The sequence below is a fragment of the Falsiroseomonas tokyonensis genome, assembly GCF_019024325.1.
Classification (GTDB): domain Bacteria; phylum Pseudomonadota; class Alphaproteobacteria; order Acetobacterales; family Acetobacteraceae; genus Falsiroseomonas; species Falsiroseomonas tokyonensis.
This window is the reverse complement of record NZ_JAFNJS010000003.1, coordinates 281609-295070: the sequence shown is the minus strand read 5'-3', so window position 1 is coordinate 295070 and position 13462 is coordinate 281609. Positions and strand designations below refer to the sequence as shown.

Annotated in this window: 13 protein-coding genes; 7 read left to right on the top strand and 6 right to left on the bottom strand. The window is 71.8% G+C overall.

All coding sequences use genetic code 11. The annotated features are described in order from the left end of the window. Nucleotides 1-7: 7 nt before the first annotated feature. The 3 genes from J3S20_RS11945 (at nucleotide 8) to J3S20_RS11935 (ending at nucleotide 4037) form a co-directional block, all read left to right on the top strand. Nucleotides 8-2071, top strand: coding sequence for a 4Fe-4S binding protein (locus J3S20_RS11945; protein WP_216836702.1), 2064 nt, complete (start codon nucleotides 8-10; stop codon nucleotides 2069-2071). A 102-nt stretch (nucleotides 2072-2173) separates the two neighbouring features. Further along, nucleotides 2174-3187, top strand: a complete 1014-nt coding sequence (locus J3S20_RS11940; RefSeq protein ID WP_216836701.1) for an NADP-dependent oxidoreductase — start codon at nucleotides 2174-2176, stop codon at nucleotides 3185-3187. 4 nt (nucleotides 3188-3191) lie between these two features. Continuing rightward, nucleotides 3192-4037 (top strand): lipase family protein, encoded by an 846-nt coding sequence (locus J3S20_RS11935; protein ID WP_216836700.1) that lies wholly within the window; start codon nucleotides 3192-3194, stop codon nucleotides 4035-4037. Here J3S20_RS11935 and J3S20_RS11930 read toward each other — a convergent pair. The 5 genes from J3S20_RS11930 to pdxH form a co-directional block, all read right to left on the bottom strand. Continuing rightward, nucleotides 3985-4695: a pirin family protein gene (locus J3S20_RS11930; RefSeq protein WP_216836699.1), complete on the bottom strand. Its 711-nt coding sequence runs from the start codon at nucleotides 4693-4695 to the stop codon at nucleotides 3985-3987. The genes J3S20_RS11935 and J3S20_RS11930 overlap by 53 nt on opposite strands. A gap of 133 nt (nucleotides 4696-4828) precedes the next feature. Beyond that, nucleotides 4829-5020, bottom strand: coding sequence for a hypothetical protein (locus J3S20_RS11925; protein ID WP_216836698.1), 192 nt, complete (start codon nucleotides 5018-5020; stop codon nucleotides 4829-4831). A 7-nt stretch (nucleotides 5021-5027) separates the two neighbouring features. Further along, on the bottom strand, nucleotides 5028-5906 hold the full coding sequence (locus J3S20_RS11920) for a universal stress protein (protein ID WP_216836697.1): 879 nt from the start codon (nucleotides 5904-5906) through the stop codon (nucleotides 5028-5030). 71 nt (nucleotides 5907-5977) lie between these two features. Then, entirely contained in the window at nucleotides 5978-7441 is a 1464-nt protein-coding gene (locus tag J3S20_RS11915; RefSeq protein ID WP_216836696.1) for a bifunctional aminoglycoside phosphotransferase/ATP-binding protein, read from the bottom strand. Next, on the bottom strand, nucleotides 7438-7992 hold the full coding sequence (gene pdxH / locus J3S20_RS11910) for a pyridoxamine 5'-phosphate oxidase (RefSeq protein ID WP_246602769.1): 555 nt from the start codon (nucleotides 7990-7992) through the stop codon (nucleotides 7438-7440). The genes J3S20_RS11915 and pdxH overlap by 4 nt, the downstream gene beginning before the upstream one ends. Before the next feature lie 216 nt (nucleotides 7993-8208). Here pdxH and fabI point away from each other — a divergent pair, with 216 nt between their 5' ends. Then, nucleotides 8209-9000 (top strand): enoyl-ACP reductase FabI, encoded by a 792-nt coding sequence (gene fabI / locus J3S20_RS11905; RefSeq protein WP_246602768.1) that lies wholly within the window; start codon nucleotides 8209-8211, stop codon nucleotides 8998-9000. Between the two features lie 50 nt (nucleotides 9001-9050). Here the strand turns inward: fabI and J3S20_RS11900 are convergent, their stop codons facing one another. Beyond that, nucleotides 9051-9533: a hypothetical protein gene (locus J3S20_RS11900; protein ID WP_216836693.1), complete on the bottom strand. Its 483-nt coding sequence runs from the start codon at nucleotides 9531-9533 to the stop codon at nucleotides 9051-9053. A 173-nt stretch (nucleotides 9534-9706) separates the two neighbouring features. Between J3S20_RS11900 and aroC the strand changes: the two genes are divergently transcribed. The 3 genes from aroC to J3S20_RS11885 all read left to right on the top strand — a co-directional run bounded on the left by aroC (nucleotide 9707) and on the right by J3S20_RS11885 (nucleotide 13461). Then, nucleotides 9707-10810, top strand: a complete 1104-nt coding sequence (aroC, locus tag J3S20_RS11895) for a chorismate synthase (RefSeq protein ID WP_216836692.1) — start codon at nucleotides 9707-9709, stop codon at nucleotides 10808-10810. 114 nt (nucleotides 10811-10924) lie between these two features. Then, nucleotides 10925-12127, top strand: coding sequence for a hypothetical protein (locus tag J3S20_RS11890; protein WP_216836691.1), 1203 nt, complete (start codon nucleotides 10925-10927; stop codon nucleotides 12125-12127). Between the two features lie 233 nt (nucleotides 12128-12360). Beyond that, nucleotides 12361-13461: an ATP-NAD kinase family protein gene (locus tag J3S20_RS11885; protein WP_216836690.1), complete on the top strand. Its 1101-nt coding sequence runs from the start codon at nucleotides 12361-12363 to the stop codon at nucleotides 13459-13461. The last annotated feature ends 1 nt before the right edge of the window (nucleotide 13462 follow it).

Genomic DNA, 13462 nt, shown 5'->3' with positions numbered 1-13462 from the left:
CGCCCGCATGACCCGATCCCCGATCACCTTCGTCTGCAGCTGCGAGGATACGATGCCGCTGGATGGCCGCGCCATCGCGCGCGGCTGCGCCGGCGGGGCGCCGCGCCTGGCGGAACAGCTCTGCATCGCCCAGCTCGACCGTTTCCGGGACGCGCTGGCGGAGGATCTGCCGGTGACGGTGGCCTGCACGGCCCAGGCGCCACTGTTTGCCGAGGTGGCGGAGGATGCCGGCTTCGCCCGGGCGCTGGACTTCCTGAATATCCGGGAGACCGCCGGCTGGTCTGCCGAGGCGCGCGCCGCCGGGCCCAAGATGGCAGCGCTGATCGCCGCCGCCGCGGTGCCGATGCCGGCCACGCCGCTGGTGCCGCTGAAGAGCGAGGGCGTGACGCTGATCCTCGGCCGGGACGAGGTGGCGCTGCGCGTGGCGGAGCGCCTGGCCGGCACGCTGGATGTCACGGTGCTGCTGGATGGCAGCGCGCCCGTGGCGCCGCTGCGGTCCGCCGAATTTCCCGTGGCGCGGGGCCGGGCGCGGGCCGCGACCGGCTGGCTCGGCGCCTTCGAGGTGGTGGTGGATGGCCATGCCATGCCGCGCCCCTCCTCTCGCGCCGCCTATGACTGGGGGCCGCGCCGCGATGGCGCCGTCAGCCGCTGCGACGTGCTGGTGGATTTGACGGGCGGCACGCCGCTCTTCCCCTCGCATGAGGTCCGCCAGGGCTATCTGCGCGCCGACCCCGCCGATGCCGCCGCGGTGGAACGCGCCCTCGGTGCCGCGAGGGATCTGGTCGGCGAATTCGACAAGCCGCGCTTCATCGCCTTCGAGGCCGGGCTCTGCGCCCATTCGCGCAACAAGCGCACAGCCTGCACCCGCTGCCTGGATCTCTGCCCGACCGGCGCCATCACGCCGGGCGTCATGCCGAATGGCGTGCGGATCAGCGACAGCGTGCAGATCTCGGCCGAGATCTGCGCCGGCTGCGGCGCCTGCGCGGCGGTCTGTCCTACGGGGGCGGCCAGCTACGCCCTGCCCTCCTCCGAAAGCCTGCTGCGCCGGCTGCGCGCCTTGCTGCTGACCTATCGCGAGGCGGGCGGCGAGGTGCCGGTGCTGCTGGTGCATGACGCCGAGCATGGCGAGGCGCTGATCGACGCCCTGGCCCGCGAAGGCGAGGGCCTGCCCGCGCGGGTGCTGCCGCTGCGGGTGAACGAGGTCTCGCAGCTCGACCTCGCCTTCTTCCTGGCCGGCTTCGCCTGGGGTGCCGCGCAGATCCGCGTGCTGATGCGCGGCCGCCGCGCGCATGGCGCGGAGGGCGTGCTGCGCAATATCGGCTTCGCGCAGGAGGTGCTGGGCGGCCTCGGCGTGCCCGAGCACGGCGCGCCGCGCGCCGCCGCCATCGAGACCGACGATCCCTTCAGCCTGGGCGAGGCCCTGGCCGCCCTGCCCCGCCGCGGCCTGCCCTTCCCCCCCGCAACCTTTTTCGCAATGGGCCAGCCGCGCGAGGTCTTGCGGCAGGCGGGCCGCGCCTTGGCCGAGGGGGCGCAGCGGCGCGAGGCCGTGCTGCCCATGCCGGCGCTGGCCCCCTTCGGCCTGGCGAAGGTCGATACCGATGGCTGCACGCTCTGCATGGCCTGCACCATGGTCTGCCCGACCGCCGCCCTGACCGCGAACCCCGAGACGCCGCAGCTGCGCTTACTGGAGGATGCCTGCGTGCAATGCGGCCTCTGCGCCACCACCTGCCCTGAGAAGGTGATCTCGCTCGAGCCACGGCTGAACCTGGCGCCCGCCTCCGGCCAGATGCAGGTGGTGAAGGAAGAAGCGCCGTTCTGCTGCGAGCGCTGTGCGAAGCCGTTTGGCGTAAAATCGCAGATCGACCGCGTCACCGCCAGGCTGACCCAGGGCGGGCATTGGATGTTCCGCGACCCGAAGCAGCTGGCGCTGCTGCGGCTCTGCGAGGATTGCCGCCCCTTCGCCGCCACCGATTCAGGCGTCGATCCCTATGCCGGGCCCGATCGCCCGGTCGCCAAGACCACCGAGGACTGGCTGCGCGAGGCGGAGCGCGCGAAGCGGAACCTGTCCTGACGCGGCCGCCGCGATGACAAGCGCGCGACGCGCCGCATGCCGGAGGTGGACGCGCCGGGCGCCAGGGCCCAAGCCTGCCCCATAAAGCCGGAGGACGCCGTGATGATGAACCCGCAGATCCTGCTCGCCCGCCGCCCCCAGGGCGCGCCCGTGCCGGAGGATTTCCGGCTGGTCGAGACGCCGCTGCCCGATCCAGGCCAGGGCGAGGTGCTGGTGCGCCACCGCTTCCTCTCGCTGGATCCCTATCAGCGCGGGCGGATGGATGATGCGAAATCCTATGCCGCGCCGGTCGCGGTCGGTGGCGTCATGGAGTGCCAGGCGGTGGGCCAGGTGGCGGCCAGCAGCGATGCCCGCTTCCGGGAAGGCGACTGGGTGCTGGGCGGCTTCGGCTGGCAGGGTTTCTCGGTGCGCCCGGCGCAGTCGCTGATCCCGATCGACCCGCAGGAGGCGCCGCCCTCCACCGCGCTCGGCGTGCTCGGCATGCCGGGGCTGACCGCCTGGGTGGGGCTGGAGGATATCGGCGAGCCGAAGCCGGGCGAGACGCTGGTAGTCTCCGCCGCCTCCGGCGCCGTGGGCCAGGTGGTCGGGCAGCTCGGCAAGATCCGGGGCGCCAGGGTGGTGGGCATCGCCGGCGGGGCGGAGAAATGCGCCTTCGTGAAGGATGTGCTGGGCCTGCATGCCGCGATCGACCATCGCGGCGACCTGGATGCGCAGCTGGATGCCGCCTGCCCGGATGGCATCGATGTCTATTGGGAGAATGTCGGCGGCGCGGTGCAGGCCGCGGTCTTCCCGCGCTTTCGCGACTTCGGCCGCATGGTGATGTGCGGCATGATCGCGCAGTACAACACCGCCGCCGGCGCCGATGCGAAGGGCGCGATGGCCGGGCCGAACCTGGGGCCGGTGGTGCGCAAGCGGCTGCGCATCCAGGGCTTCATCGTCTCCGACAGCGGCTGGAAGCGCTATGGCCGCTTCCGCACGGAAATGCTCGGCCACATCAAGGCCGGCCGGGTGCAGTGGCGGGAGGATGTGGCGAAGGGGCTGGCCAATGCGCCTGCCGCCTTCATCGGCATGCTGGAGGGGCGCAATTTCGGCAAGCAGATCGTGGCGCTGGACTGAGCGCATGACGGATGCCGCGCTGGCCGAGCGGCTGGCCGGCAGCCGGGTGCTGCTCTGCTACGGGCTGCTGGGCGAGGTCATCGCCGGCCTGGCGCCGGTCGGGCTGGATTACATGGGCGCCCAGCTGGCCTGGCTGCGCGGGCTGGGCATGCCGGTGCAGGTGGTGAAGCTGCCCACCGCGGCGCCGGTCGGCGTGAATGCCGGGCGGATCGCCGCCGCGCTGCTGGCGGATTCGCGGCCCGCCATCCTGGTGGGTCATTCCAAGGGCGGGCTGGAGGCGCTGGACGCCCTGCTGCGGCCCGGCATGGCCGCGCGCTGCCGCGGCTTCATCGCGCTGCAGGCGCCCTTCCTGGGATCGCCGGTCGCCGATGCGCTGCTGGCGCGGCGGCGCGTGCTGATGGCGGTGCACCACCTGGCGCGGCTGTCGCGCCTCGGCACCGGTCGCGGCCTGCGCGACCTGACCACCGCCACGCGCCAGGCCTGGATGGGCGCCCATGCGGCACAGGTCGCGGCGCTTCTTGCGGCGCTGCCGGTGGCGACGCTTGCCAGTGATATCGAGCAGGCGGGCGATTGGCGCGAACTGGCCTATCGCCCGCTGGCGCGCTGGATGCGGGCCCAGGGCGCCGGGCCGGGCGATGGCCTGGTGCCGGTGGCCTCTGCCCTGCTGCCGGGCGCGCGGCAGCGGCTGCTGCCCGGCGGGCACCGGGCGCTGGTGGCCCGCGGCCCGGGGCGGGACCCGGTGGGCGTGCTGCGGGCCGAGCTCTGGCACATCGCCGAGGCCCCGCCCGCCGCCATGGCTATTCCTTCGCCACTTCCACCATCACCAGCTCCGCATCCTCCTCCGCCGTGATGGTGATGCGCGGCTCATCGACTATGCCGGCGCCGTCGCGGGTGGCCAGGGCCGCGCCATTCACCGTCGCCGCGCCCTTCGCCACCACCAGATAGGCGGCGCGGCCGGGGGCGAGGTCCTGGGTCAGCGTCTGGCCCTTGGCCAGCGTCGCGGCCAGCACCGCGCCATTGACGTTCAGCGGCAGCGCCGCGCTGCCCGCATCGGCGGGACGGCCGGAGGCGAGCACCGCGAAGCCGGCCTCCTTGCTAGCCTTCGGGAATTCCTTGGCGCCCCAGTTCGGCGTGGCGCCGCGCACATCCGGCATGATCCAGATCTGGAAGATCTTCGTCACCTCGGGTTCCAGGTTGTATTCGGCATGCACCACGCCGGTGCCGGCCGACATGATCTGCACGTCGCCCGCCGCGGTGCGGCCCTCATTGCCGAGATTGTCGCGGTGCGTGATTGCGCCCTCCCGGACATAGGTGATGATTTCCATGTCGCGGTGCGGATGCGCGTCGAACCCGGTGCCGGGGGCGATCTCGTCGTCGTTCCAGACGCGCAGGCGGCCCCAGCTCATGCGCTCCGGGTCGCGGTAATTGGCGAAGGAGAAGTGGTGCTTCGCCTTGAGCCAGCCGTGGTTGGCGCCGCCGAGGCTGGCGAAGGGTCGGACATCGATCATCGGAAGGTCTCCGCTCCGCGCCCGGGCATCGGCCCCGGCGCTCTGTTGAAGGGAGAGATAGGCCCGGCCGGGCCAGGGCGCAGCGGGACGGGGCGGATGGGCACCATTCAACCGGTGAATGGCGAAACGACCGTTATCGCGGCGCGGCCCTGCCGCCGCCCTTGCGCGCCGGGATCGCCTGCCCCCGCCGCGCCAGTTCCGCCCGCAGGCTGGCCGGCAGATCGCGGCAGCCGCAGGCCTCGGCATGTTCCAGGTGCCAGGCGACGCGCTGGTCCAGCGTCGCCTTCTCGGGCATCGGATGCGCCGCGTGCCAGTCGCGGTTCATGCGGCGGTCAGCGGCACATCAGGATCGGGATTTCCGAATTCTCCAGCACATGCCGCGTCACGCCGCCCAGGATCAGCTGGCGCAGGCGGGAATGGCTATAGGCGCCCTGGCACATCAGGTCGGCGCCGAAATCCCGCGCCGCGCCGAGCAGGCCGGCGCCGACTTCGCGGGTCTGCGACTTGAAGGGCACCAGCTCCGCCTCGATCTCGTGCCAGCGCAGATAGGCCTGGATGCCCTCGGCCGCCGGCCCACGGCGCTGGTAGTCCTCGGAATGCAGGATGCGCACGGCCTGGGCGCGGTGCAGCCAGGGCAGCGCGGCGGCCACCGCGGCCGCGCTTTCGGCACTGCCGTTCCAGGCGATGCAGACGCGGGAGCCCATCACCTCCGGCGCCGTGCGCGGCGCGATCAGCACCGGGCGGCCGGAATCGAACAGCACGGCATGCAGCGCGTCGGAGGACGAGACATCCTCATCCGCCTCGGGGTGCGGCACTACCGCCATGTCGTAGAGGCGCGATTGCTGCGCCACCACATCCTCCTCCCGCCCCGCGATGGATTCGAAGGACAGGGTGACGCCCGGCACCTTCAGCGCGGTGTTCGGATCCGCCGCCATGGTCAGGTCGCCATGGGTGGCGGTGAAGCGTTCGAACAGGGCGCGGACGCGGCCGGCACGTTCGCCGGATTCGCGTTCGGTGGCGGCCATCATTTCCTCGATCATGGCGCCCGACAGGCCTTCGCCGGCCAGCGGCGCCACGTCCCGCGCATCGACGCGCACATGCAGGCAATGCAGATGCGCGCTCCAGATCCGCGCGACCATCAGCGCCGTGGCGAGCGCGGCTTCCCCGGCCGCGGTACCAGTCAATGGCAGCAACAGGCGGCGATAAGCCATCGCGCCTCTCCTTCATCCAGATTTGGGTGCGGAAAGCCTTCCCGGAAACTTTATGCCCTATTTCCGTCCGGTCACGCCAGCGCGGCCCGAGCAGCCGGCAAGGGGTCCGCCGCATCCAGCACCTGCCAGGCGATGGGGCCGGGATCGGCGGCAGCGGCGCGGTCCAGCACGGCCACCGTCGCATCCGAGGCATCGCGCCCCTCCGCGCTGCGCGCGGCGACGCGGCTGCGCAGCAGGTCCAGCGGCGCGGCCAGCCAGAAGCCGGTGAAGGGGTATGGCGCGGCCGCGCCCTCCGCCGCCTGGCGCTGCGCGGGGTCGAGGAAGACGGCGTCCAGCACGACGCTTTGGCCGGCGGCCAGCGCCTGGCGCGCGGCGGCGAAGAGCTCGGCATGCACGGCCTGGCTCTCGGCCTCGGCATAGGCTTCGGGCGGCAGCCGGGCCTCCGGCGCCAGGCCGGCGCGGCGCTTGCGGGTCTCGTCGGTGCGGAGATGCAGCGCGCCGGGGGCGGCGCCGAGATCGGGCGCGATCTGCCGCGCCAGCCAGGTCTTGCCCGTGCCCTGCAGCCCACCCACCGCGACGAGGCGCGGCGGCACGGGGCGAAGATGCTCCTCCGCCGCCGCGAGATAGGCCAGCCCGTCGCCGCCGCGCCGCGCCTCGACATGCGCGCGCACCATCGCCCGCAGTGCCATCCAGAAGCCGAGCCCAGGCAGCAGACCGAAGTCACCGGTGCGGGCGAGATAGCGGTTCATCACCCGGTTCGCCGCCCCGCGCTGGCCGAACTGACAAAGATCCATCAGCAGGAAGGCGAGGTCGTAGCCGGTGTCGGTCGTGGCCATGGCCTCGTCGAATTCCAGCGCGTCGAAGGGCGTCGGCCGGCCTTCCCAGAGGCAGAGATTGCCCAGGTGCAGGTCGCCATGGCAGCGCCGCACATGCCCCGCCGCCTGGCGTGCCGCCAGATGCGGGATGAGTGCGTCGAGCCGCGCCTGCATGGCCGTGCCCAGCGCCGCGACGCGCATCGGCGGCAGGCCGGTGCCATGGCAGTCGCGGATATTGCCGGCCAGGACCTTGGCGGCGCCGGCCGGCGCATCGAAGCCGGGCGGCGCCGGCGGGGCGGCCGCATGCAGTGCCACCACCGCATCCGCGGTGGCATCCAGCAGGTCCGGCGTCAGCCCGCCGCGGCGGGCGATCACATCGAGAAAATCGTCCTTCGGGACCGGGGCCATGCGCAGCACCCAGTCCACCGGCTCCCCCTCGCCCGCCAAGGCAAGGGTGCCATCCGCAGCGCGGGTCACCGGCACCACGTCCCGGTACATCCCCGGCGCATGCGGCTGGTTCAGCGCCAACTCGCGCTCAGCGAAATGGCGTCGTGCGGCAAGGTCGGAAAAATCAAGGAAGCCCAGGCGCACTGCCTTCTTCAGCTTCCACACCGTGTCCCGGCCGATGAAGACGGCCGAGATATGCGTCTCCACCGGATCGGCCCCGGCCAGCCGGCGCAGCAGCGCCGCGACCGGGGCCTGACCCTCCGGGATGGTCACGGGTACAGCATCTCGATCCGCCAGCCGGCGCCATCCCGGTGGAAGACCCGGCGCTCATGCAGGCGGAAGGGCATGTCCCGCCACAATTCCATGCGATCCGGCACCAGCCGGAAACCGGACCAGTGCGGCGGGCGGGGGATCTCGCCCAGGCCGAAGCGCAGCGTCTGCTCCGCCACCGCCTTTTCCAGCGCGTAGCGGGATTCCAGCGGCCGGGACTGCTTGCTGGCCCAGGCGCCGATGCGGGACCCGCGGGCGCGGGAGGCGTAGTAGGCATCGGCCTCCTCGGCCGAGACCGGCTGCACCGCGCCCTCCACGCGCACGGATCGCTGCAGCGTCTTCCAGTGGAAACACAGGGCGGCAAAGGGATTGGCGGCGAGTTCACCGCCCTTGCGGCTTTCGAGGTTGGTGTAGAAGACGAAGCCGCCCCCCGGACGGTCGTGATCGACGCCCTTCAGCAGCACCATGCGGGCGGAGGGGCGCCCCTCCGGCGTGCTGGTGGCCAGGCAGACGGCGTTGGGGTCGTTCGGCTCGGTCTTGGCCGCCTCCGCCATCCAGGCCTCGAAGAGGGCGATGGGGTCTTCGGTGCTGGGCGAGTCCAAGGCGCTTCTCCTGCCGGCGGGGACCCGACAGGTGGAAGGCCCCTTGCCCGTGACAAGGGCATGTGCCACCACCGGAGCCCCATCGCAACCAGCCTCCGGTACCCCCTGTCCATGCCAGATGACGTGACGCACGAAGCCGCCGGTGCGGGGGTTCCCACCGGAACGCTGATGGCGGGCAAGCGCGGCGTGATCATGGGCGTGGCCAATGATCGCTCCATCGCCTGGGGCATCGCGCGGCACCTGGCCGCCCAGGGCGCCGAGATCGCCTTCACCTACCAGGGGGAGGCGCTGGAACGCCGGGTGCGGCCGCTGGCCGAGAGCATCGGCAGCCGGCATGTGCTGCCCTGCGACGTGACGGACGATGCCAGCGTCGACGCCGTCTTCACCACGCTGGGCGAGGCCTGGGGTGGCCTCGATTTCGTGGTGCATGCCATCGGCTTCGCCGACAAGCAGTTCCTGCGCGGCCGCTACATGGACACGCCGCGGCCGGCCTTCCTGCAGGCGATGGACATTTCCGTCTATTCCTTCGTGTCCGTGGCGCAGCGCGCCGTGCCGCTGATGAAGCCGGGCGGGTCCTTGCTCACCATGTCCTATCTGGGCGCGGAGCGCGTGACGCCGCACTACAACGTCATGGGCGTGGCCAAGGCGGCGCTGGAGGCCAGCGTGCGGTACATGGCGGCCGACCTCGGCAAGTCAGGCATTCGGGTCAATGCGATCTCGGCCGGGCCGATCAAGACGCTGGCCGCCAGCGGCATTGGCGATTTCCGCTACATCCTGAAGTGGAACCAGTACAACGCGCCGCTGGAGCGGAATGTGACGATCGAGGATGTGGGCGGCGCGGGGCTCTACCTGCTGTCGGACCTGTCCTCCGGCGTCACCGGCGAGGTGCACCATGTGGATTGCGGCTACCACATCGTCGGGATGAAGAACCCGGACGCGCCGGATATCGCGACGGTCTGAACCGGGCGCGGGACGGATTGTGCCGGCCCGGCCCCCTCCTGCCCTCAGGCCTAGCGGCGGCTGCGGACCAGGCTGACGAAGGGCGCCAGCACCAGCGCCAGCAGCAAGCCGCCGCCCACCAGCAGGGTCAGCGTGCGGCTCCACAGCTTCTCCAGCGCCTGGTCGGTGGTCAGCAGCTCCGGCCGCGCCGGGTCGGCCATCACCGCCACGCGGTAGTCGCCGGTGTGGAGGTCGAAGAAGACGTAGTTCACCTCGCGGAAGAAGCGCCCTGTCTTGGTCTGCGCCGAGAGCGTCGCCGAGCAGTGGTGCACGAAGAGCTTTGCGCGGCAGCGCCCCTCCGCCACCCGCCCATCGGCGAAGGGGATGGCGGTGTCGCGCACCTGCCAGTCGGTGATCAGGTTCGGCACGGTGTAGGTCGCGGCCGCGGCCAGCACGGCGCCGAACATCAGCGCGGCGAGCCAGGACCAGACCGAGCGATGCGAAGCCTTGGTCTCGGCGGGGGATGGGGAGACGGATTCGGCTGGTGTCTGCATGCCCGCCTGCCTGGAGATTTGCGCCCCGCGCAAAAGACAACCGCCGGTTACGTTTGCGAGATCGGCCGCGCGGCGGGCGTGTCGCGCGCCTCGGCTGTCTCGCTGGCTGCGGCGCCAGGCCGCTGAGGGCTGGCCTAGGAGGCCCCGTCTCGTTGCGGTAAGCACCAGGCACCATGAGCCACAACACCTTCGGCCACCTCTTCCGCGTCACCACCTGGGGCGAGTCCCACGGCCCGGCCATCGGCTGCGTCGTGGATGGCTGCCCGCCGCGCCTGGCGCTGACCGAGGCCGATATCCAGCCCTTCCTGGACCGCCGCCGCCCCGGCCAGTCCAAATTCGTGACCCAGCGGCAGGAAGCGGATGCCGTGAAGATCCTGTCCGGCACTTTCGAGGGTGTGACCACCGGCACCCCGATCGCGCTGCACATCGAGAACACCGACCAACGCTCCAAGGACTACGGCGAGATCAAGGACCGCTTCCGCCCGGGCCATGCCGATCTCACCTATGAGTTGAAATACGGGGTCCGGGACTATCGCGGCGGCGGCCGGTCCAGCGCGCGGGAGACCGCCATGCGCGTCGCCGCCGGCGCGGTGGCGCGGAAGGTGCTGGAGGGCGTCACCATCCGCGGCGCCCTGGTGAATATGGGTGGCGACGCCATCGACCGCACCCGCTTCGACTGGGCGCAGGTGGACCAGAACCCCTTCTTCTGCCCGGATGCCGCCGCCGCGGCGCGCTGGGAGGACCGGCTGACCGCCGCCCGCAAATCCGGCTCCTCCCTCGGCGCCGTGGTGGAAGTGGTGGCGGAGGGCGTGCCCCCCGGCCTCGGCGCGCCGATCTACGGCAAGCTGGATGCGGAACTCGCCAGCGCACTGATGAGCATCAATGCCGTCAAGGGCGTCGAGATCGGCGACGGTTTTGCGAGTGCCGCCCTGACCGGCGAGGGCAATGCCGATGAGATGCGGATGGGCGCGGATGGCCAGGTGCTCTTCGGCTCCAACCATGCCGGCGGCATCCTGGGCGGCATCTCCACCGGCCAGCCCATCGTCGCCCGCTTCGTGGTGAAGCCCACCTCCTCCATCCTCACCCCACGCCAGTCCGTGGACCGGTTCGGGCAGGAGGTGGAGGTGCTGACCAAGGGTCGCCATGACCCCTGCGTCGGCATCCGCGCGGTCCCGGTGGGGGAGGCGATGCTGGCCCTGGTGCTGGCCGATGCCCTGCTGCGGCACCGCGCGCAGAACCCCGATGCCCCCGAAAAGGCCCGCCTGCCGCGGAATTGAGCGTCGCGCCGCCTATATCCGACGAAAATAGTCGCCCATCACGTATCCGAAACTTGACGCTGGCCTCCGGATCAGGCGTTAGGGAAGGGCATCAAACGTGATCGGGTCGTAGTCATGCCCTTCGCCGACCATCGGCCGGAACCGGCCGATCTCGACCGTTTTCGCAACCTTTGCGGCGCCCGCCTCTGGGCGAAACGCCTGAACGACATCAGCCAGCGGGTGGCCGCGCCCTCCCTCTCCGGCCGCGCCGCGCAGCAGCGCCATGCGCTGGAGCTGGTGCTGGCCCGGCTGGCGGACCCCAAAGCCCTGGCCCGCGCCACCCCCGCCGAACGCCTCGCTTTGGCCTTCGCGCGAGAGGCGGTGCAGCTGGCCGGAAGCCTGCCCGTGCCGCAACGCGCCCGGCTGCGCGCGGAGATCGCCGCCGGCCTGACCGGCGAGGCCACGCTGATGCCGCTGTTCCACCTGCTGCGGACCGCCGCCCTGCACCGCAGCCGCGGCTTCGAGGTGACGTTCGCCGGCCTGGCCGAGGAAGCGCCCTTCGACCTGCTGATCAGCCGCGACGGCGTGGAAGCCGAGGTGGTCTGTGAATCCGTCTCGGCCGAAGAAGGGCGGGAGGTACACCGCGGCGACTGGTGCGCCCTGGTCGACAAGGTGAATCCGGAACTGCAGACCTGGCTCGCCGCCCATCCGGGCCGCTACCTGCTGAAGATGACCCTGCCGGGCGGCATGGCGACCGACGCCCAGGTGGCGGAGCTGCATGCCCGCATCGCCGGTCTGCTGGCCGCCCAGAAGCGGCAGGATTCCAGCGCCGATGCCGTGCTGAAGCTGGACCCGCTGGTGCTGGCCGGCGCCCAGGCCAGCGTGCAGGGCCTGCCGGCCCAGCTGCGCGCCCAGTTCGGCGAGGAGGCGCATCTGGCCGTCACCGCCGGCCCCGGCGATGGCTCCGTCTTCGTCATGGCCGCCCGGGCGGGGCGGGAGAATTCCATCGCCACCGCCGTGACCCGCCGCTGCGCCCTGGTGGCCGAAAGCCGCCTGACCGGCACCCGCCCCGGCCTGCTGGCCATGTTCGTGGAGGATGTGGACCGCGCCGAATGGCGTGGCTTGCGCGAACGCCTGGAGCTCGAGGGCGCCGCCCGCCGCTGGATGACCGAGCCCGCGGCGCGCCGCGTGGTGGCCGTGGCCTGCACCAGCCGGATGGAGCTGTTCGGCGTGGCGCCGCCCGATGGCGCGCCGGAAGGGGAGCTGCGCTTCCGCAACCCCGGCCACCCGATGGGCAAGAATCCGGCCCTGGCCCCGGCGGTCGCCTCCTCCCTCTGATCCGTCTGCCGCGCGGCGCGTGACGGGAAGCGGCTAAAGGAAATCCGATAACACTGGGTCAGTGTTATCGGATTTCGTGCTTTAGAAACAATAACTTCTAGAGCACCAAATCCACCCAACTGGACGGATCGTGCTCGAGCCGCTTTTCCGATTGCGCGCGCGCGAATCCCCCCGCAGATTGTGCACATCGCGAAGCCGTGTTCGCGCTGCGAACATCTGTTGGGGGAGACGGCGTGCAGCGCCTGGGCGTGATCGTCAATCCGATCGCCGGCATGGGGGGACGGGTCGGGCTGAAGGGCACCGATGGGCCGGCCATCCTGGCGCGGGCGCGCGAATTGGGGGCGGAGCCGGTCTCCGGCGCGCGCGCGGCGCGGGCGCTGGCCGAGTTGCGGCGCCTGGGCCCGGCCGTGCTGGCTGCGCCCGGTTCGATGGGCGAACAGGCCTGCGCCGCGGCGGGGCTGGCCTGCGAGGTTGTGGAGACAGGCGAGGCCACCGGCGCAGCCGCGACCCGCGCAGCCGCACGCGCCATGCTGGGCGGCGGGGTCGACCTGCTCATCTTCGCCGGTGGCGATGGCACGGCGCGGGACGTTCTGGCCGAGGTCGGCACGCAGCTGCCGATCCTCGGCATCCCGACGGGGGTGAAGATGCACTCCGCCGTCTTTGCCCAGAACCCTGCCGCGGCCGGCCGCGTTGCCGCCGCCTTCCTGGAGGGCCGCGCCGCGACGCAGGAGGCCGAGGTGATGGACCTCGACGAAGACGCGCTGCGCCAGGGCCGCGTCAGCGCGCGGCTGCATGGCGTCGCGCGGGTGCCACAGGAACGCGCGCTGATGCAGGCCGGCAAGTCCGGTGCCGCCATTCCGGACGAGGCGGCGCTGGAAGCGCTGGCCCGGCGCATGGTGACGGAGATGCAGCCGGGCCGCCTCTATCTGCTGGGCTGCGGCACCACCATGCGGCGCATCAAGCGCGCGCTCGGTTTTGCCGGCACGCTGATGGGCGTGGACGTGGCCCTCGATGGAAGGCTGCTGGCGGCGGATGTGACGGAGGCGCAGATCCTGCGGCTGCTGGACCAGGCGCCGGCCACCGCCATCCTCGGCGTCACCGGCGGCCAGGGATTCCTGCTCGGCCGCGGCAACCAGCAATTCTCGCCCGCGGTATTGCGCCGGCTGGGTCGCGAGAACCTGGTGGTGGTCGCGGGGCAGCAGAAGCTCGCCGCGCTCGATCCCGCCTGCCTGCATGTGGATACCGGGGAGGCCGCGCTGGATGCGGAGCTCGCCGGCTACATCGCCATCCGCACCGCCCCCGACCGCAGCGCCATGCTGCGCATCGCCGCCTGAG

Bases quoted from the DNA above. Each gene is read 5' to 3' on its own strand.
- J3S20_RS11945 (WP_216836702.1), top strand. From the start codon at position 8: ATGACCCGATCCCCGATCACCTTCGTCTGCAGCTGCGAGGATACGATG.
- J3S20_RS11940 (WP_216836701.1), top strand. From the start codon at position 2,174: ATGATGAACCCGCAGATCCTGCTCGCCCGCCGCCCCCAGGGCGCGCCC.
- J3S20_RS11935 (WP_216836700.1), top strand. From the start codon at position 3,192: ATGACGGATGCCGCGCTGGCCGAGCGGCTGGCCGGCAGCCGGGTGCTG.
- J3S20_RS11930 (WP_216836699.1), bottom strand. From the start codon at position 4,695: ATGATCGATGTCCGACCCTTCGCCAGCCTCGGCGGCGCCAACCACGGC.
- J3S20_RS11925 (WP_216836698.1), bottom strand. From the start codon at position 5,020: ATGAACCGCGACTGGCACGCGGCGCATCCGATGCCCGAGAAGGCGACG.
- J3S20_RS11920 (WP_216836697.1), bottom strand. From the start codon at position 5,906: ATGGCTTATCGCCGCCTGTTGCTGCCATTGACTGGTACCGCGGCCGGG.
- pdxH (WP_246602769.1), bottom strand. From the start codon at position 7,992: ATGGCGGAGGCGGCCAAGACCGAGCCGAACGACCCCAACGCCGTCTGC.
- fabI (WP_246602768.1), top strand. From the start codon at position 8,209: ATGGCGGGCAAGCGCGGCGTGATCATGGGCGTGGCCAATGATCGCTCC.
- J3S20_RS11900 (WP_216836693.1), bottom strand. From the start codon at position 9,533: ATGCAGACACCAGCCGAATCCGTCTCCCCATCCCCCGCCGAGACCAAG.
- aroC (WP_216836692.1), top strand. From the start codon at position 9,707: ATGAGCCACAACACCTTCGGCCACCTCTTCCGCGTCACCACCTGGGGC.
- J3S20_RS11890 (WP_216836691.1), top strand. From the start codon at position 10,925: ATGCCCTTCGCCGACCATCGGCCGGAACCGGCCGATCTCGACCGTTTT.